19 protein-coding genes are annotated in these 18,342 nt (G+C 68.0%); 15 read left to right on the top strand and 4 right to left on the bottom strand.

All coding sequences use genetic code 11. The features are described 5' to 3' along the window. Window positions 1-93 precede the first annotated feature (93 nt). Together BUB76_RS06310 and BUB76_RS06305 are read left to right on the top strand one after the other, a co-directional pair. Window positions 94-798 carry a DUF484 family protein gene (locus tag BUB76_RS06310; RefSeq protein WP_073127903.1) on the top strand — a complete coding sequence of 235 codons (705 nt, stop codon included), beginning with the start codon at window positions 94-96 and terminating at the stop codon, window positions 796-798. After that, window positions 798-1,712 (top strand): tyrosine recombinase XerC, encoded by a 915-nt coding sequence (locus tag BUB76_RS06305; protein ID WP_073127902.1) that lies wholly within the window; start codon window positions 798-800, stop codon window positions 1,710-1,712. Before BUB76_RS06310 ends, BUB76_RS06305 begins: the two co-directional genes overlap by 1 nt. A 107-nt stretch (window positions 1,713-1,819) precedes the next feature. Here the strand turns inward: BUB76_RS06305 and BUB76_RS06300 are convergent, their stop codons facing one another. Then, window positions 1,820-2,653, bottom strand: coding sequence for a prephenate dehydratase (locus tag BUB76_RS06300; RefSeq protein WP_073127901.1), 834 nt, complete (start codon window positions 2,651-2,653; stop codon window positions 1,820-1,822). A 131-nt stretch (window positions 2,654-2,784) separates the two neighbouring features. Here BUB76_RS06300 and BUB76_RS06295 point away from each other — a divergent pair, with 131 nt between their 5' ends. The 7 genes from BUB76_RS06295 (at window position 2,785) to BUB76_RS06265 (ending at window position 11,300) form a co-directional block, all read left to right on the top strand. Then, entirely contained in the window at window positions 2,785-3,294 is a 510-nt protein-coding gene (locus BUB76_RS06295; RefSeq protein ID WP_444543866.1) for a c-type cytochrome, read from the top strand. Window positions 3,295-3,592: 298 nt separating this feature from the next. After that, complete coding sequence (locus tag BUB76_RS06290) at window positions 3,593-5,512, top strand: extracellular solute-binding protein (protein WP_073127899.1); 1,920 nt, start codon at window positions 3,593-3,595, stop codon at window positions 5,510-5,512. A gap of 3 nt (window positions 5,513-5,515) precedes the next feature. After that, window positions 5,516-6,595 (top strand): microcin C ABC transporter permease YejB, encoded by a 1,080-nt coding sequence (locus BUB76_RS06285; protein WP_073127898.1) that lies wholly within the window; start codon window positions 5,516-5,518, stop codon window positions 6,593-6,595. Between the two features lies 1 nt (window position 6,596). Further along, window positions 6,597-7,817 carry an ABC transporter permease gene (locus tag BUB76_RS06280; RefSeq protein WP_084140567.1) on the top strand — a complete coding sequence of 407 codons (1,221 nt, stop codon included), beginning with the start codon at window positions 6,597-6,599 and terminating at the stop codon, window positions 7,815-7,817. A gap of 121 nt (window positions 7,818-7,938) precedes the next feature. Continuing rightward, window positions 7,939-9,546 carry an ABC transporter ATP-binding protein gene (locus BUB76_RS06275; protein ID WP_073127897.1) on the top strand — a complete coding sequence of 536 codons (1,608 nt, stop codon included), beginning with the start codon at window positions 7,939-7,941 and terminating at the stop codon, window positions 9,544-9,546. A 57-nt stretch (window positions 9,547-9,603) separates the two neighbouring features. Next, the gene (locus BUB76_RS06270) at window positions 9,604-10,509 is read left to right on the top strand and encodes a diacylglycerol/lipid kinase family protein (protein WP_073127896.1); all 906 of its coding nucleotides are present in this window, start codon (window positions 9,604-9,606) and stop codon (window positions 10,507-10,509) included. Continuing rightward, complete coding sequence (locus BUB76_RS06265; RefSeq protein WP_073127895.1) at window positions 10,506-11,300, top strand: metallophosphoesterase family protein; 795 nt, start codon at window positions 10,506-10,508, stop codon at window positions 11,298-11,300. Before BUB76_RS06270 ends, BUB76_RS06265 begins: the two co-directional genes overlap by 4 nt. Here BUB76_RS06265 and BUB76_RS06260 read toward each other — a convergent pair. Both BUB76_RS06260 and BUB76_RS06255 read right to left on the bottom strand, forming a co-directional pair. Then, complete coding sequence (locus BUB76_RS06260) at window positions 11,297-12,547, bottom strand: D-alanyl-D-alanine carboxypeptidase family protein (RefSeq protein ID WP_269085818.1); 1,251 nt, start codon at window positions 12,545-12,547, stop codon at window positions 11,297-11,299. The genes BUB76_RS06265 and BUB76_RS06260 overlap by 4 nt on opposite strands. 243 nt (window positions 12,548-12,790) lie before the next feature. Next, window positions 12,791-13,489, bottom strand: coding sequence for an HAD family hydrolase (locus BUB76_RS06255; RefSeq protein WP_073127893.1), 699 nt, complete (start codon window positions 13,487-13,489; stop codon window positions 12,791-12,793). Between the two features lie 77 nt (window positions 13,490-13,566). Here BUB76_RS06255 and clpS point away from each other — a divergent pair, with 77 nt between their 5' ends. The 6 genes from clpS (at window position 13,567) to BUB76_RS06225 (ending at window position 17,875) form a co-directional block, all read left to right on the top strand. Then, a complete protein-coding gene (gene clpS / locus BUB76_RS06250; RefSeq protein ID WP_073127892.1) occupies window positions 13,567-13,908 on the top strand; it encodes an ATP-dependent Clp protease adapter ClpS in 342 nt (113 codons plus the stop codon). A gap of 19 nt (window positions 13,909-13,927) precedes the next feature. Then, on the top strand, window positions 13,928-14,887 hold the full coding sequence (locus tag BUB76_RS06245) for a class I SAM-dependent methyltransferase (RefSeq protein ID WP_073127891.1): 960 nt from the start codon (window positions 13,928-13,930) through the stop codon (window positions 14,885-14,887). 13 nt (window positions 14,888-14,900) lie between these two features. Beyond that, complete coding sequence (locus BUB76_RS06240; protein WP_073127890.1) at window positions 14,901-15,713, top strand: SDR family NAD(P)-dependent oxidoreductase; 813 nt, start codon at window positions 14,901-14,903, stop codon at window positions 15,711-15,713. A 50-nt stretch (window positions 15,714-15,763) separates the two neighbouring features. Then, window positions 15,764-16,684: an oxygen-dependent coproporphyrinogen oxidase gene (gene hemF / locus BUB76_RS06235; protein ID WP_236737872.1), complete on the top strand. Its 921-nt coding sequence runs from the start codon at window positions 15,764-15,766 to the stop codon at window positions 16,682-16,684. Between the two features lie 83 nt (window positions 16,685-16,767). Continuing rightward, window positions 16,768-17,382 carry an outer membrane protein gene (locus BUB76_RS06230; RefSeq protein WP_073127889.1) on the top strand — a complete coding sequence of 205 codons (615 nt, stop codon included), beginning with the start codon at window positions 16,768-16,770 and terminating at the stop codon, window positions 17,380-17,382. A 61-nt stretch (window positions 17,383-17,443) separates the two neighbouring features. Next, on the top strand, window positions 17,444-17,875 hold the full coding sequence (locus BUB76_RS06225; RefSeq protein ID WP_073127888.1) for a gamma-glutamylcyclotransferase family protein: 432 nt from the start codon (window positions 17,444-17,446) through the stop codon (window positions 17,873-17,875). Between the two features lie 10 nt (window positions 17,876-17,885). Here BUB76_RS06225 and BUB76_RS06220 read toward each other — a convergent pair whose 3' ends face one another. After that, on the bottom strand, window positions 17,886-18,290 hold the full coding sequence (locus BUB76_RS06220; protein WP_073127887.1) for a hypothetical protein: 405 nt from the start codon (window positions 18,288-18,290) through the stop codon (window positions 17,886-17,888). Between the last annotated feature and the right edge of the window lie 52 nt (window positions 18,291-18,342).

Below are 18,342 nucleotides of genomic sequence, written 5' to 3'. Positions count from 1 at the left end.
CCGATCGCCCGCGCGCGCCGGATTGCCCCTGTCCCGCGCACGCCCCGGCGGGTATGCTGACCCCCAATCCCATCACCAAGAATGGTCACAGGCATGAGCAGCTCACCCGAAAAGGCGGAAGACTTCCGCGCAAAGATCCTGTCGCAACCCGACCTGATTCTCGAGGACCAGGACGTGATGCGCGCGCTGGTCGCGGCGAACGAACGCAGCATGGGGGGCAATGTCGTCGACATGCGCGGCCTCGCGATGGAGCGGCTCGAGGCGCGGCTCGACCGGCTGGAGGACACCCACCGCAACGTCATCGCGGCGGCCTACGAGAATCTGGCCGGCACCAACATGATCCACCGGGCGATCCTGCGGCTGCTGGACGCCGAGGATTTCCAGACCCTGCTGACCGACCTAGCCGGCCCGGTGGCCGACACGCTGCGGGTCGACAGCCTGCGCGTGCTGATCGAGCGGGCGGCGGACGACACCGAAGTGGACCTCGGCCCGCTCGGCGCGGTGCTGGATCTGGCCGAACAGGGCTATTGCTGTCTTTACGCCGGCGTGACCAGCCGTGGCACGCCCCGCCGGGTGACGCTGCGCCAGTGCGACGGGGCCGACCCGGACATGCACGGCGCCAAGGCCGACCACATACGGTCCGAGGCGTGCCTGTACCTCAACCTTGGGCGCGGCCGGCTTCCCGCAATGCTGGTCCTGGGCGCCGAGGATCCGCACCAGTTCTCGCCCGGGCAGGGCACCGATCTTCTGGATTTCTTCGCCGGCGTGGTCGAACGCACCCTGCGCCGCTGGATCTGATGCTGTCGCCGGGACTGGCCGATGCGCTCGAGGCCTGGCTGCGGCAGCTGGGCGCGATCGAGGGCGCGTCGCCGGCCACGGTGACGGCCTACCGCACCGACGTCGTGGGGTTCCTGTCCTTCCTGCAACAGCATTTCGGCGACAGCGCCGGCACCGGTGTGGTCGCCCAGGTCGGCCTGCGGGACATGCGCGCCTGGATGGCCCACGAGCGTGCGCGGGGCCTGTCCTCGCGCAGCCTCGCCCGGGCGCTGTCATCGGTGAAAAGCTTCGCGCGCTGGCTCGCGCAGCGCGACGGGTTCGAGCCGACGGCCATCCTGTCGGCGCGCAGCCCCAAGTTCCGGCGCAAGCTGCCGCGCCCCCTGTCGGTCGATGCCGCGCGGTCGGTTGTGGATCTCGCCGCCGCGCAGGCGCGCGAGCCGTGGGTCGCCGCCCGCGACACGGCGGTGGTGACGCTGCTCTGGGGCTGCGGGCTGCGGATCTCCGAGGCGCTGGGCCTGACCGGCGCCCATGCGGACCCCGGCACGGCGCTGAGGATCACGGGCAAGGGCGGCAAGGAGCGGATGGTCCCCGTGCTGCCGGCGGCGCGCGACGCCGTCTGTGCCTACGCGGCCGCCTGCCCCTTCGAACTGACGCCGGACGCGCCGCTTTTCCGCGGGGTGCGCGGCGGTGCGCTCAACCCGCGGCTGGTGCAGAAGGTCATCGAGTCCGCGCGCCTGCAGCTTGGCCTGCCCGCCAGCGCGACGCCCCACGCCCTGCGCCACAGCTTCGCCACCCACCTGCTGGATGCCGGCGGCGACCTGCGCGCGATCCAGGAACTGCTGGGCCACGGATCGCTGTCGACCACGCAGGCCTACACGGCGGTAGACACCGCGCGGCTCATGGAAGTTTACAGCCGGGCGCATCCACGGGGATGATATCGCTCCGGACAACCGGACGGCCGGGAGTATTTTTAGACCAGTGATGAAGGCGCAGGCGCACCCATCACTGGTCTACAAATACTCAAATCCGGCGATTGCCGTCCCTAGTGGCGGCCCGGATCGGCGGGATAGACGCCGAGAATATCGATGTGGTCGGTGAAATAGTCGAGTTCTTCCAGCGCCCGGGCGAGCGCCGGGTCGTCGGGATGGCCCTCGACATCGGCGTAGAACTGGGTCGCCGTGAACTGGCCGCCGACCATGTAGGATTCCAGCTTGGTCATGTTCACGCCGTTGGTCGCGAACCCGCCCATCGCCTTGTAAAGGGCGGCGGGAATGTTGCGCACGCGGAAGACGAAGCTGGTGATCATGCCGTGATCGCCGCGCCGGGACATGTCGCCCTCGGGCGCCATGACGAGGAAGCGCGTGGCGTTGTGGTCCTGGTCCTCGATATTGTGCGCGAGGATCTCCAGCCCGTAGGTTTCGGCGGCCATGGCCGAGGCGAGTACGCCTTCGCCCGGCTGCGGATCGGCGGCAAGCTCGGCCGCCGCCCCCGCGCTGTCGGCGGCGGCGCTGCCGGTGATGCCCAGCGAAGCGAGGAAGTCGGCGCATTGCGGCAGCAGGACAAGGTGCGCGCGAACGTGGCGGATACTGTCGAGCGTGGCCCCCTTGGGCGCCATCAGGCAGATATGGACGCGCACGAAGGCCTCGTCGACGATGCGCAGGCCCGACTCGGGCAGGAGGCGATGGATGTCGGCGACGCGTCCGTAGGTCGAATTCTCGACGGGCAGCATGGCCAGGTCGGCCTTGCCGGTCTTCACCGCGGCGATCACGTCCTCGAAGGTCCGGCAGGGCAGCGGCGTGTGGTCCGGACGCGTTTCCACGCAGGCCTGGTGCGAATAGGCCCCCAGCTCCCCCTGGAAGGCGATCGTCTGTGGCATGGGAGTCCTCCTGCCCGGCCGAGGCCGGTCATGTCGTTTGGTCGCGGGTCATATCGCTTGAAAACCCCGCGCGGAAGGGGCTAGAGAAGCGGCGATCATCCGAGAGGGCGTAAAGCGACATGTTCGACACCATGACTTTGACCAAGATCGTCGGCGGCTTCTGCGGCGCGTTGCTGGTATTCCTGCTGGGCGCCTGGGCGGCCGAAGGGATCTATCACGTGGGCGGCGGACACGGCGACGAGGAACAGGCCTATTCCATCGAGGTGCCCGAGACCGGCGGTGAAGAGGTCGAAGAAGAGGAAGGCCCGACCTTCGAGGAGGCCTTCGAGGTCGCCGATGCCGGCGCGGGCGAGCGTGTCTTCGGCAAGTGCCGCGCATGTCACCAGCTGGAAGACGGCGCGAACGCGGTCGGCCCTTATCTTTATGGCGTCGTGGGCCGTGAAATCGGCGCGGCCGACGGCTACAGCGCCTATTCCGGCGCGCTGAGCGAGCAGGCGGACGTCTGGACGCCCGAGAACCTGAACGCCTTCCTCGAGGATCCGCGCGGCTGGGCGCCAGGCACCTCGATGAGCTTCAACGGTCTGGCTTCGGTCGAGGAGCGTGCGAACCTGATCGCCTACCTGGACCAGACCGACGGCTGATTGCGCCCCCGACTGCGGAACAATCGAATGCCGGCCCCGAGGGGTCGGCATTTTTCGTGCACGGCCCGTGCCGCGATCGTACCCCGCGCGTCCCGCGAGCGTGCCGCGGATGTCGGGCGCGCGTCCCCGCGGCGTGCACGGCGCACGGGCGGAACGGCCGACCGCGTGCACCCCGCGTACACCGGGCGTCGGGACAGTGCGACATGACAGTCGATCACACTATTTCAACTTGAAACCCGGCGAAGCGGCACCTTAGCGTAGCCGAAGCTGCCCGCCCCAAGACAGAGTTGGATGACAGATGACTCGATCCACTGCCGCCGCCGCGCCCCGCGCCGAGACCAGCCGCAAGGCGATCCTGACCGGGCTTCTGACGGGCTCGGCCCTGCTTGCCATGGCGACCTTCGCGCTGGCGCAGGACAGCGGCACCGGCGACAGCGCCGAGGCCGAGGGCGAGATCATCACCGCGCACGCCTTCTCGGACCTGGGCGCGATCAAGTACGGCCCCGATTTCGAGGTGCTGGACTACGTGAACCCCGACGCCCCCAAGGGCGGCGAGATGTCCTACTGGGGGCGCGGCAGCTTCGACAGCATGAATCCCTATTCGCGCCGGGGCCGGTCGCCCGCCATCAGCGTCCTGCCCTACGAGCGGATCATGACCAGCACGGCCGACGATCCCTACGCGTCCTACTGCCTGCTGTGCACCACGCTGGAATACCCCGAAAGCCAGGACTGGGTGATCTTCAACCTGCGCGAGGACGTGACCTTCAGCGACGGCAGCCCGATGACCGCCGAGGACATCGCCTTCACCTATGACCTGTTCATGGAAGAGGGCTTTCCGTCCTTCCGCATCGCTGTGAAGAACATGATCCCCGGCTACGAGATCCTGGGGCCGCACCGCATCAAGTTCAACTTCAACCCCGAGCTGCCGCGCAACGGCCTGATCAGCCAGGCGGGCGCGTCCATCGTGTTCCAGAAGAAGTGGTTCGAGGAGACGGGCGCCAAGCTGGACGAGTCGCGCCTGACCCAGCCGCCGGGCACCGGGCCCTACATGATCGACACCGTGGACGTGCCGCGCCGCATCGTCGCCAAGCGCAACCCGGATTACTGGGGCGCCGACCTGCCCATCAATATCGGGCGCTGGAACTTCGACAGCATCCGGCAGGAATACTTCGCCGACACCAATGCCGCGCTCGAGGCGTTCAAGGCGGGCGAATACCTGTTCCGCTCGGAAACCAGCAGCCTGACCTGGGCGTCGCAATACGATTTCCCGGCGATCGAGGACGGCACCATCGTCAAGGAAGAGCTTCCCGACGGATCGCTCCCGGCCGCGGCAGGCTTCGTCTTCAACCTGCGCAAGGATAAGTTCCAGGACGTGCGGGTGCGCCGCGCACTGGGGCTGATGTACAATTTCGAGTGGACCAACGACACGCTGCAATACGGGCTGTTCCGGCATCGCCAGAGCTTCTGGCAGAACAGCGATCTCCAGGCCCAGGGCGTGCCCGAGGGGCTTGAGCTGGAATACCTGCAAGGCGTGGCCGAGCAGATCGACCCCGCGATCCTGACCGAAGAGGTCTACGTCATGCCGTCGGGCGGCGCGCGCCAGCTGAACCGCGGCGACCTGCGCGCGGCGGCGGCGTTGCTTGAGGATGCCGGCTGGGTCGCGGGCGACGACGGCCTGCGCCGCAAGGATGGCGAGGTGTTGCGCGTCGAGTTCATCGAGAACAACCCCAGCTTCGACCGGATCATCCTGCCCTATATCGACAACCTCAAGCGCCTGGGCGTGGACGCCGTCTATAACCGGATCGACGACGCGCAATACACCGACCGGGTGCGCGGGCACGACTTCGACATGATCTTCGACAGCTACGTGAACGGTCTGGAAGAGGCGAACGGCATCGCCCAGCGCTATGGCTGCGAGGACCGCGACGACGTGTTCAACCCGGCAGGCTACTGCGATCCGGCCGTCGACGCGCTGATCGAGCAGCTGAAGGTGGCCGAAAACCTGGAAGAGATGCAGGCCGGCGTCCGCGCCATCGACCGCATCATGCGCGCCGCCTACTTCATGGTGCCGGTCTGGTACAACGGCGCCTACTGGGTCGCCTATTACGACGTCTACGAATACCCCGACGAGCTGCCCCCCTACGCGCTGGGCAATGCCGATTTCTGGTGGTGGAACGAGGACAAGGCCGAGGCGCTTCGGGCGGCGGGCGCGCTGTAATCCATGGGCGCCTATATCCTCAGAAGGCTTCTTCTGATCATCCCGACCCTGCTGGGTATCATGATCGTCAACTTCACGTTGACGCAGTTCGTGCCCGGCGGCCCCATCGAACAGGTCATCGCGCAGCTCGAGGGCGGCGGCGACGTGTTCGAGGGGATCTCGGGCGGATCGGGTGACGCGGCGGGTGCGGCCGAGACCGACGCCTATACCGGGTCGCGCGGCCTGCCGCCCGAGTTCATCGCCGAGCTGGAGCGGGAATTCGGCTTCGACAAGCCGCCTCTGGAGCGGTTCCTGAACATGATGTGGAACTACATCCGCTTCGATTTCGGCGACAGCTACTTCCGGTCCATCGGGGTGCTGGAGCTGGTGCTGGAGAAGATGCCGGTGTCGATCACGCTGGGCCTGTGGTCCACGCTGATCGCCTATCTCGTGTCGATCCCGCTGGGCATCCGCAAGGCGGTGAACGACGGCAGCCGGTTCGACACCTGGACCAGCGCGCTGATCATCGTGGCCTACGCGATCCCGGGGTTCCTGTTCGCGATCCTGCTGCTGGTCCTGTTCGCCGGCGGATCGTATTTCCAGATCTTCCCGCTGCGCGGACTGACGGGGGACAATTTCGAGGACCTGAGCCTTCTGGGCAAGATCGGCGACTATTTCTGGCACATCACGCTGCCGGTGCTGGCCTCGACCATCTCGGCCTTCGCCACGCTGACGCTGCTGACCAAGAACAGCTTCCTCGACGAGATCAAGAAGCAGTACGTGGTCACCGCGCGGGCCAAGGGGCTGAAGGACAGTTCGGTCCTGTACGGCCACGTGTTCCGCAACGCGATGCTGATCGTGATCGCGGGCTTCCCGTCGGTGTTCATCGGCGTGTTCTTCGGCGGCAGCCTGATCATCGAGACGATCTTCTCGCTGGACGGCCTGGGGCGGCTTGGCTTCGAGGCGGCGGTGGCGCGGGACTACCCGGTGATCTTCGGCACGCTGTTCTTCTTCGGGCTGATCGGCCTGGTGGTCGGGATCCTGTCGGACCTGATGTACGTGCTGGTCGATCCGCGCATCGATTTCGAGACGCGGGAGGGCTGAGATGGCGCATTTGGATCACCAGCCCGCCAGCCACGGCCCGACCGAGCCTGGACTGGAAAGCCCCCCGCCCCATCCCGGCGGTGGCGGCCACGACGCGCCGCCCCCGGTCAGCCCGCGCCGGCGCCGTCCGTTCCTGAGCCCGCTGAACCAGCGCCGCTGGCGCAACTTCCGCCGCAACGGGCGGGCGTTCTGGTCTCTGATCATCTTCGCGGTGCTGTTCGGGGTGACGCTGTTCGCCGAGTTCCTTGCCAACGACAAGCCGATCCTCGTGAACTACGACGGCGGCTACTACACGCCGATCTTCAACTTCTATCCCGAGACGGCGTTCGGCGGGGATTTCCGGACCGAGGCCGTCTACTCGGATATCGAGGTGCAGTGCCTGATCCGCTCGGGCGGGCTGGTGGACTGTTTCGACGACCCCGAGGGCATCATCGACGCGGGCACGACGGCCGAGGGTGCGCAGGCGGGCTGGATCCTGTGGCCGCCGATCCCCTACAGCTTCGACACGATCAACGACATCGACGGTGCCGCGCCCTCGGCGCCGGACGCGCAGCACTGGCTGGGCACCGACGACACCGCGCGCGACGTGCTGGCGCGGGTGATCTACGGGTTCCGGCTGTCGATCCTGTTCACGATCGTGGTGACGGTGCTCACCTCGATCATCGGCATCATCGCCGGTGCTGTGCAAGGGTTCTTCGGGGGCTGGACCGACCTGATCTTCCAGCGGGTGATCGAGATCTGGGTAAGCACCCCGTCGCTTTACGTCATCATCATCCTCTTCGCGATCCTGGGGCGAAGTTTCTGGCTGCTGGTCTTCGTCACCGTGCTGTTCGGATGGCCCGCGCTGGTGGGGATCGTGCGGGCCGAGTTCCTGCGGGCGCGCAACTTCGAATACGTGCGCGCCGCCCGGGCGCTGGGCGTGTCGAACTGGACCATCATGTTCCGCCACATGCTGCCCAACGCGATGGTGGCCACGGTGACCATGCTGCCCTTCATCATCACCGGCACGATCAGCACGCTGGCCTCGCTGGACTTCCTGGGCTTCGGTCTGCCCTCGTCGGCGCCGTCGCTGGGCGAGCTGACGTTGCAGGCCAAGCAGAACCTGCAGGCGCCCTGGCTGGGCTTCACCGCCTTCTTCACCTTCGCGATCATGCTGTCGCTGCTGGTGTTCATCTTCGAGGGCATCCGCGACGCGTTCGACCCGAGAAAGACGTTCCAGTGATGCACACGGTCGAAGCCCTTTCGCCCGGCGGAAACGCCGGGCAGCGCCGACACGCCCCCCCGGGGCGGCGCTTCACGCCACCCCGCGTGTCCGCGCTGCCCTCAGATCTTTGCGGAACCCCATGACCGACACCGTTCTCACCGTCGAAGACCTGAACGTCCGCTTCCGCCAGGACGGGGCCGAGACCCATGCCGTGCGCGGCGTGTCCTTCCACGTGAAGCGGGGCGAAACCGTCGCGCTGGTGGGCGAGTCGGGCTCGGGCAAGTCCGTCACCGCGCTGTCCACGGTCGACCTGCTGCCGGGATCGGCGCATGTGGACGGATCGGTGCTTTATGCCGACCAGCAGATGGTCGGCGCGTCCGAGAAGCAGTTGCGCAAGGTCCGCGGCAACGACATCAGCTTCATCTTCCAGGAGCCGATGACGTCGCTGAACCCGCTGCACACGCTGGAAAAGCAGCTGCGCGAGTCGCTGGAGCTGCACCAGGGGATCACCGGCGACCGGGCGCGCGCGCGCATCGTCGAGCTGCTGACCGAGGTGGGCATCAACGACCCCGAGTCGCGGCTGAAGGCCTATCCGCATGAGCTGTCGGGCGGGCAACGGCAGCGCGTGATGATCGCCATGGCGCTGGCCAACGATCCCCACCTGCTGATCGCGGACGAGCCGACGACGGCGCTGGACGTGACGATCCAGGCGCAGATCCTCGACCTGCTGGCCGACCTGAAGGCGCGGCAGGGCCTGTCGATGCTGTTCATCACCCACGACCTGACCATCGTGCGCCAGATCGCCGACCGGGTCTGCGTGATGAAGGACGGCGAGATCGTCGAGGAAGGCGAGACCACCAAGATCTTCGACGCGCCCAAGCACCCCTACACGAAAATGCTGCTGGAGGCCGAAAGCACCGGCGTGCCCGATCCCGTCCCCGGAGACGCGAAGGAGATCGCGCATACCGAGGACCTGCGCATCTGGTTCCCGATCAAGACCGGCCTGCTGAAGCGCACCACCGGCCACGTGAAGGCGGTGAACGCTGCGACCCTGTCGGTGCGGCAGGGCGAGACGATCGGCATCGTGGGCGAATCCGGGTCGGGCAAGACGACACTGGCGCTGGCGATCATGCGGCTGATCCCGTCCGAGGGCCCCATCGTCTTCATGGGGCGCGATATCCAGGGGCTGCGCGGTCGCGCCATCCGGCCCCTGCGCGCCGACATGCAGATCGTGTTCCAGGATCCCTTCGGGTCGCTGTCGCCCCGCATGACCGTGGAAGAGATCATCGCCGAGGGCCTGACGATCCACGGCGGCGGCTCGCGCGACGAACAGCGCGACCGCGTGGCGCAGATGATGTCCGAGGTCGGGCTGGATCCGGCGACGATGCACCGCTATCCGCACGAGTTCTCGGGCGGGCAGCGACAGCGCATCGCCATCGCCCGCGCCATGATCCTGCGGCCCAAGCTGGTGGTGCTGGACGAACCCACCTCGGCGCTGGACATGACGGTGCAGGTCCAGATCGTGACCCTGCTGCGCGACCTGCAGGCAAAATACGGGCTGGCTTACCTCTTCATCAGCCACGACCTTAAGGTCGTCCGCGCGCTGAGCCACAAGGTCATGGTGATGAAGCGCGGCGACGTGGTCGAGGCGGGCGATGCAGATGCCATCTTCGACGCGCCGCAGACCGAGTATACCCGCACGCTGATGCAGGCCGCCTTCGGCAAGGCCCCCGCGCGCAGCGCCTGAGCGCAACAAAAGGCCGCGACCTGCGTTGCACGGTCGCAGCCTTTGAAAGTCGCCCCCATGCCCGCGCAGATACGTGTCATCGCCAATCACAAGTCCGGCCGCAACAGCCGCGACCGCCAGGCCATAGAACAGGCCATGGAGGTCTTCGGACCCGACGCGTGCCGCATCGACTGGCAGCCCGGAAGCGACCTGAGCGCGCTGATCGACCGGGCGGTGGCCGATGGCGGCGACCTGGTGGTCGCGGCGGGGGGCGACGGCACGGTCATGGCCACCGCCGGCGCCATGGTCGGGCGCGACGTGCCCATGGCCGTCCTGCCCCTGGGCACCTTCAACTTCTTCGCGCGCGGCCTGGGCTTCAGCGAGGATCCCGAAGCCGCCGCGCGCCAGATCGTCGATGGCCGGCCCCACGACATCCACGTGGGCCAGGTGAACGGACAGACCTTCCTGAACAACGCGTCGTTGGGGATCTATCCAAAGATCCTGCGCGAACGCGAAACCGTCTATCGCCGCTGGGGCCGTCGCCGGATCGCCGCGCACTGGTCGGTTCTGAAGACGATGCTCCGGTTTCGCAAACCGCTGCGGCTGACGCTCGACCTCGACGGCCAGCGCAGCGAGGAACGCACGGCGATGATTTTCGTCGCGCGCTCGGCCTACCAGTTGGACTTCTTCGGGCTGAACGGGGCCGACCTGATCTCGGACGACCGTTTCGCCGTTCTGGTCGCGCGCGCCCGCAGCCGCCGGCGGTTGATGGCGCTGGCGTGGCGGCTGGCGCGCGGCAAGGCGGTCGAGGGACAGGATTACGAGCTTCTGAGCGCCCGCAGCCTGACGGTGAAGACGGCCCGCAGGAAGGCCACGCTGGCCTTCGACGGCGAGAAGCGCCGCGAGGCCAGCCCGTTCGAGTTCCGCATGTCGGACGATCCGTTGCGCATCATCCTGCCCGCCGACCGGGAGCCGTCGTCTTGACCCGTATCGTGCACCTCTCGGACCTGCATTTCGGCCGCGACCGCGCCGAGGCCGAGCCGCAGCTGGTCGAGATCGTTAACGACCTGGCCCCCGACCTGGTGGCGGTGTCGGGCGATTTCACCCAGCGCGCCCGGCGCGGTCAGTTCGAACGCGCCAGTGCCTTCCTGGAAAAGCTCGAACCTCCGGTGCTGTCGGTGCCCGGCAACCACGACACGCCGCTGGACAACCTCTGGGTCCGCCTATTGCGCCCCTGGAGCCGCTATCGCCACGCCATCGACCGCAAGCTCGAGCCGATGCAGCGGTTGCCCGGTGCGGTTATCCAGGGCGTGAACACGGTGAACCGGTTCTCGTGGCAGCGGGGCCGGATTTCCGAGCGCACGGTGGCCAAGGTCTGCGACGCGTTCGAGGACGCGGGCGACCGGTTGCGGATCGTGGTGCTGCATCACCCGCTGGAACACGGGCCGGAGGTGGAAAAGCGGCTGATGCGCGGGGCGCGCGCGGCGCTGGGGCGGTTGCAGGAATGCGGGGCGGACGTGGTGCTGTCGGGCCACCTGCATCACACGATCACGGCGCCGTTCCAGACGGCGCAGGGCCTGCTGTTCGTGCAGGCGGGCACGGGGCTGTCGACCCGGCTGCGGGGTGAACCGAACACGTTCAACCTGGTCCAGGGCGACCGCGACGGGCTGCGGGTCCAGACCTTCGCCGCCACGCCCGGCACCGGCTTCGCACTGTCGCGCGAGGCCTCGTTCTTCCGGGTGTCAGGCAAGTGGACGGCGCCCGAGGGCGATTAGCCCGCCGGGCCCAGCGTCGCGCAATCCATGTCGCGGGCGGCCAGCCGGCGGCAGGCCAGCGCGGCGCGCTCCTGCGTCATGCCGACGAAGTTCGCCTGGTAGCCACTTGGTCCCTGCACCACCTTGCGCAGCGCGTCGTCCAGCGTGCCGATTTCGACCAGCGCGGTCTTCAGCAGGATGCGCTCGGCGTCGTAGCGCGAGCCGAAATTGCCCAGGTTGATCCCCCAGTGACGCCCGCCCGAAGACGACATGCGGGTCACGACCTCGAGCTCGCCCTCGGGGCGCGGCTCGGGGATCGGGGTGGCGGCGATGCTGATGGCCTCGGTGACGGCGCGGGTGACCTCTTCGGCGGCGGGGCCCGCGTCGGCGACCAGCGTCGCGGCGGGCACGGGACGGGGGATCGGGCGCAGCGACCGGGCGACCACGACCGAGGCGGCGCTGGTCGAGCCCAGGTCGGGCTTCACCGGCTTGCGGACCGCCACGCGGCTGGGGGCGCGTGCGAAGCCCAGGTCCAGCAGCTCGGCCACCTTGGCGTTGCGCGTGGCCGAGGACCGGCCGCCGAAGACCGTGGCGATGATGCGCTCGCCCCCACGCTCGGCCGACGCCACGAGGTTGAAGCCGGCGGCGCGGGTATAGCCCGTCTTGATCCCGTCGGCGCCCTTGTAGGCGCCCAGCAGGCGGCGGTTGGTGTTGTTGACGGTCCGCAGCCCGGCATCGGTCGAGGTGCGCGAGAACAGGTTGTAGTACTCGGGGAAGTCGTAGAACAGGTGCCGCCCCAGCAGCGTCATGTCGCGCGCGGTGCTGAGGTGGCCCGATTCGGTCAGGCCGTGGGCGTTCTTGAAGGTGGTTCGCGTCATGCCCAGCGCCTTGGCGGTGGCGGTCATGCGGCGCGCGAACGCGGCCTCGGAGCCCGAGATCGCCTCGCCCAGCGCGGTGGCGGCATCGTTGGCCGACTTCACCGCCGCCGCGCGCACGAGATACCGCATGGCGATCTTCTGGCCGGCGCGCAGACCCAGCTTCGACGGCGGTTCGCTGGCCGCGAAGCGCGAGATCCGCACCTCGGTGTCCATGCTGATCTCGCCACGCTTCACCGCGTCGAAGACCACGTAGAGGGTCATCATCTTGGTGAGCGACGCGGGATGCAGCCGCGTATCCGCGTTGCGCGCATGGAGAACCTCGCCCGAGCGGGCGTCGATCACCATCGCGGCATAGGGCGCCGCCTGTGCCGGGTTTGTCCAGGTTGAAATGCCAAGAAGAACGAGCGTCGCAAGGACGCACTGCCACCGTCTAATGTCCACGGGTCACTGCCTTTATCTGCCTCGAAGCCCCGCTCTTTGCGGCGGGATCTGCGGGTAAAAGTTAGCACGGAATCTCGGCACGCAAAACCGTTTGTTTTCATGGTTTTTTGGCGCAGCTTTAATGTCCTGCGACCGGCGCGCCGCCGCGCGACAAGATCTAGTGGGGCGCGGCAATACAACCTCTAGATGATCCTAGTCGCCAAGATGTCGCACCAGGTCGGGCAGCGCGGACAGATTTTCCAGGGCGTGGAATCGTGCCTCATCTTTCGGCGGTTCGGCGGCTTCGAGCGCCCATTCCTGACCGTGCGGGACGTGCACCCCGATTCCGCCCGCCGCGATCATCGGCAGCACGTCGGACTTCATCGAATTACCCACCATCAGCCCCGCCCGCGCCCCGCCGTGGGGGGCGAAGGCGCGGATATAGATGTCGGGCGTCTTGTCCGACACGATCTCGATCCCGTCGAACCAGTCGCCCAGGCCCGACTGCGCGAGCTTGCGTTCCTGGTCCAGCAGGTCGCCCTTGGTGATGAGGATCAGCGTATAGCGTCCGTGCAGGTCCGCGACCGTGTCCTGCACGCTGGGCAGCAGCTCGATCGGATGCTCCAGCATGTCGTGCCCCGCCTCGACGATCCGGCGCAGCACGGTCGCGGGCACGCGGTCGTCGGTGACGTCCATGGCCGTTTCGATCATCGACAGCACAAATCCCTTGATCCCGAACCCGTAGCGGCCGAGGTTGCGTCGCTCGGCCGCCAGAAGCCGTTCGGCCAGGTGATCGGGGGCGGCGTAGTCGCGCAGGAGCTCGGCGAACCGGGCCTCGGTCAGCTTGAAGAAACGCTCGTTATGCCAGAGCGTGTCGTCGGCATCGAAGCCGATCGCGCGGATTGGTGCCATTTCGCCCCCTTTTCACGCCGCGTTGCGCCCTTATATGGTGCGGGCATGAATTCCCACCCTTTGGCGAAAGGCGAGACATGATCGCGCAGGCACCGATCCTGTCCAGCGACCCCACGCCCGGCGACGGCGACACGGATGTGGTGCTGGAGACCAAGCCCAAGACCAAGCGGCCGCCGCTCTACAAGGTGATGCTGCTGAACGACGATTATACGCCCATGGAGTTCGTGGTGCATATCCTCGAACGATTCTTCGGGCTGAACCATTCGCAGGCGTTCGAGATCATGCTGACCGTCCACAAGAAGGGGCTGGCCGTCGTCGGCGTGTTCTCCTTCGAGGTGGCCGAGACCAAGGTGACGCAGGTTATGGATTTCGCGCGGCGCCACCAGCACCCGCTGCAATGCACCATGGAAAAGGAATAGGGCCCGCGCCCGTCCCCGCATGGCTGATCCCAGATTGTCGATCGCGTTGGACGATGGCCTGATCGAGGCGCCACTGGCGATTCTCGGCGCCACCGACGACGCGGATTATTCCGACCTGCCCGCGCCCCTGACACTGGTCTGTGACCGGCAACCGGATTTCGACCGGCTGGGCGCGCGGGGCTTCGACGTGTCGCGCAGCCTGACCGGCACGCCCGCGACGGTGGTCGTGGCCCTGCCGCGCGAACGCGACCTGGCGCGGGACCGCGTCGCGCGGGCCGCCGCCACGGGCGCGCGGGTGCTGGTGGACGGCGCCAAGACCGACGGCGTCGATGCCATGCTGAAGGCCTGCCGCGCGCGCGGCAGCGTGGGCGCAGTGATCTCGAAGTCCCACGGCAAGATCTTCGCCATCGAGGACGGCGATTTCGCCGACTGGCGGGCCGAGCCATCGCGGAACGCCGACGGCTTCTGGACCGCGCCGGGCAGCTTTTCCTCCGACGCGTCGGACCCGGCCTCGGCCGCGCTGGCCGACGCGCTGTCGGGTCTGAAAGGCCGGGTCGTCGACCTGGGCGCGGGCTGGGGATACCTGTCGGCCCGCGCGCTGGAGGCGGACGAGATAAAGGCCATCGACCTGGTCGAGGCGGATCACGCGACGCTGGATTGCGCCCGGCGCAACGTCACGTCGGACCGCGCCGCGTTTCACTGGGCCGACGCGACCACCTTCACCCCGGCCGAGCGGGCCGATCACGTCATCAGCAATCCGCCCTTCCACAAGGGCCGCAAGGGCGCGCCGGACCTGGGACAGGCCTTCATCGCCAACGCGGCGCGCATCCTCGCCCCGCGCGGCAGCTTGTGGCTGGTCGCCAACCGCCATCTGCCCTATGAACGGACCCTCGCCCAACATTTCGCCGACGTGACCGAGCTTCCGGGGACGTCCGCGTTCAAGCTCTATCGCGCGACGCGCCCGCGCCGCGCCCGCTGAAAGGTCGCCCCCCATGTCCTTCTCGATCGCAGGCAAGACCGCCATCGTCACCGGCGCCGCCCATGGCGTGGGCCTGGCCGTGGCGCGCCATTTCCTGGAACGCGGCGCCAACGTAATGATGTGCGACATAGACGAGGACCGGCTGCGCCAGGAGATGGGCGCGCTCGACGACGAGGACACGGGCACGGCCCGCTGCTTCGGCGGCGACCTGCGGGAAAAGCTGACCGTGGCGAACCTGCTGTCGGCGACCATCGACGCCTTCGACCGGATCGACATCCTGGTGAACGCGTCGCGACAGATGGTGACCTCGGACCCGCTGGACCCCACCGACCGCACCGTGAACGACCTGATCGAGCAGAACCTGATGACGCCCCTGCGCCTGACCCAGCAGGTGGCCAAGCGGATGCGCCAGCAGGCCGAGGACGACGGCAACAGCGACGGCCCCGCCGGGTCGATCATCAACCTCAGCTCGATCGCCGCGCGACGCACGCAGCCGGACCTGCTGGCCTATTCCGTGAGCTCGGCCGCGCTGGACCAGGCGACGCGGTCGCTGGCCGTGGCGCTGGCGCCGCATCGCATCCGGGTGAACGCCGTGGCCTTCGGCAGCGTGATGAGCGCGTCGCTGAAGGGCGCCATCAAGGCCGACCGAGACCTGCGGGACGAGATCATCGACGCCACCCCCCTGAACCGCATCGCAGGCGCCAGCGAGGTGGCCGAGGCGGTGCAGTTCCTGGCCGCCGACGGCTCGGGCTTCATGACCGGGCAGATCCTGACCATCGACGGCGGCCGCACCCTGGTCGACGTGGTGGACACGCCCGCGCACTAGCCGCGCCGTCGCGATGGACCCGCGCCGCCGCGGGTGCTAGTCCGGCAGGCATGGAAAACCGGATCGACAGCATGACCCCCACCGCCCCGTTCGACGCGGAGAAGGCCGAGGCCGCCGCCTGGTTCCGCACCCTGCGCGACCGCATCGTCGAGGCCTTCGAAGCGCTGGAAGACAGCCACGCCCAAGGCCCCTTCTCCGACATGGCCCCCGGCCGGTTCGAGGTGTCCGAGACGCGCCGCGCGTCCGATGACGGCAGCGACGCGGGCGGCGGGCTGATGAGCGTCATGCGCGGCGGCCGCGTGTTCGAGAAGGTGGGCGTCAACGTCTCCGAGGTGTTCGGCACCCTCGCCCCCCGCGCCCAGGCCGCCATGGCCGCGCGCAAGGGCATCCCCGGCATGGCCGAGGATCCGCGCTTCTGGGCCAGCGGCATCAGCCTGGTCGCCCACATGCAGAACCCGCATGTGCCCGCCGTGCACATGAACACGCGGATGTTCTGGACGCCCCATGCCTGGTGGTTCGGCGGCGGCTCGGACCTGAACCCCTGTATCGAATACGACGAGGACACCGCCCATTTCCACGCGACCCAGCAGGCGCATCTGGATCCCCACGGGGCCGGGCACTATCCCCGGTTGAAGGCCTGGGCGGACGAGTATTTCTTCATCCCGCACCGGGGCCGCGCCCGCGGTGTCGGGGGGATCTTCATGGACGACCACTGCACCGGCGACTGGGCCGCCGATTTCGCGCTGACCCGCGATATCGGCCAGGCCTTCCTGCCCGCCTACCTGCCGCTGGTGGAACGGCGCCGCACCCAGCCCTTCGACGACGCCGACAAGGACGCGCAGCTGGTGCATCGCGGGCTCTATGCCGAGTACAACCTGGTCTACGACCGCGGCACGAAATTCGGGCTGGAAACGGGCCACGACGCCAACGCGGTGTTGATGTCTTTACCACCATTGGCGAAGTGGATCTGACCCTCACACTACTGTGAGATGAATCGCGGCGCGTGCGGAGCCTAGGGTGGGATATCGATAATATGTCCCGAAAGGCAGTTTTCATGCGCATTCTTCTAGCTTCCTCGATGGTCGCCGCGGTCGGACTGGCGGCATCGCCTGTCCTGGCCGGTGGCACCGTTGCCGCCCCCCCGGCCGAGCCGATGGTCTTCGCGCCGGCCACGCCGCTTTACGACTGGACAGGTTTCTCGGGCGGCGTTCAGCTCGGTTACGGCGATGTCGACACCAACGCGGGCGTCGACGGCGAAGGCGCTCTTTACGGCCTGCGCGCCTATTACGATTACGATTACGGCACCTTCATCCTGGGCGGCGGCGTCCAGTACGACTGGGCCGATATCGATCTCGAGACCGGTGCGGGCGTCACGGCCGCCACGGCCGAGAACGTCCTGCGCGTGGGCCTTCGCGCCGGTTTCGACAGCGGCCGGAACTTCTACTACGCCACCGGCGGCTACGCCGAGGCCGATGTCGACCTTGCCGGTGGCGGGTCGGATGACAGCGACGGCTATTTCGTCGGCCTGGGCTACGAGGTCTTCCTGACCGACACTGTCACCGCAGGTGCCGAGCTGCTCTACCACGAGTTCGACAGCTTCGACGGCGCGCTGGCCGGCACGGACGCGGATGCCACGACCGCGAGCCTGTCGATCAACTACCGCTTCTGATTGCCGAAAAACCGTCGCACGCCTCTGTTCACGGGGCGCGCGACGTGACATCACGGCGGGCATGAGTGACGACCCGTATCTGGGCGATCTCGTCTTCGTCTACGGCACGCTGCGCAGCGGCTTCATCAACAACGACGCGACGATCGCCTTCCGCAACGGCGCCGAGCTGGTGTCGCCCGGCTGGCTGCCCGGGCTGCTGTATTCCACCGGCTGGTATCCCGCGCTGATCGAGGAAGGCCCGGGACGCGTCCGCGGCGAGCTGTGGCGGCTAACCCAGCCGGGCGTGATGGCCGTGCTGGACGACTACGAGGGCCTGAACGAGTACCCGGCCGAGTACAAGCGCGCGCGCCGCGCCGTGCAGACCGATGACGGCGCGCACGAGGCCTGGGTCTATATCTACCTCGAACGCGTGGACCCGGCGCAGCTGATCCCGTCGGGCGACTGGGCCGACGGCTTCTTCGACATGAGCGACATGGGTCCCGGCCAGGCCTGAGCGGCCCGCCCTACTCCACTTTCAGGAACTTGGCTCCGCCCGGGCCGCGACGCTGCTGAACGGTGTTCGGCCGGACCTCGGGCGCGGGCGTGATCTCTTTCGCGAGGTCCTCGGGCGACACGCCCTGCGCGGCGCGGTCCAGCACGCGGCTGACCTCGGTCCGGGTCAGCGACGGGGCCGCCCGCGACAGCAGGTCCGTCGCGAGCCCCGGCGCCACGTGCAGCACGACGCGCATGAGCCGCATCTCGCGCAGGGGCTGGCGTTCGGACCAGGTCAGCGACCGGGGCGGCAGGTCGAGCGCGCGCTGCTCCCACGGTTCGGGCGGGGCCAGCGCCGCCCAGCCCGAGACCGTCAGCGACGCGGTGATGGCCGCGATCCGGGCCAGCGCCCACAGCGTCTTGAGGATCAGGCGCATCGGCGGCCCCGGAAATCACGTTCGGCGGCACCTTCGCCGCCAAAGTTGCCCA

Origin of the sequence: Palleronia salina, assembly GCF_900141995.1 — a bacterium.
Taxonomy (GTDB): Bacteria; Pseudomonadota; Alphaproteobacteria; order Rhodobacterales; family Rhodobacteraceae; genus Palleronia; species Palleronia salina.
This window is presented reverse-complemented; position numbering and strand designations above follow the sequence as displayed.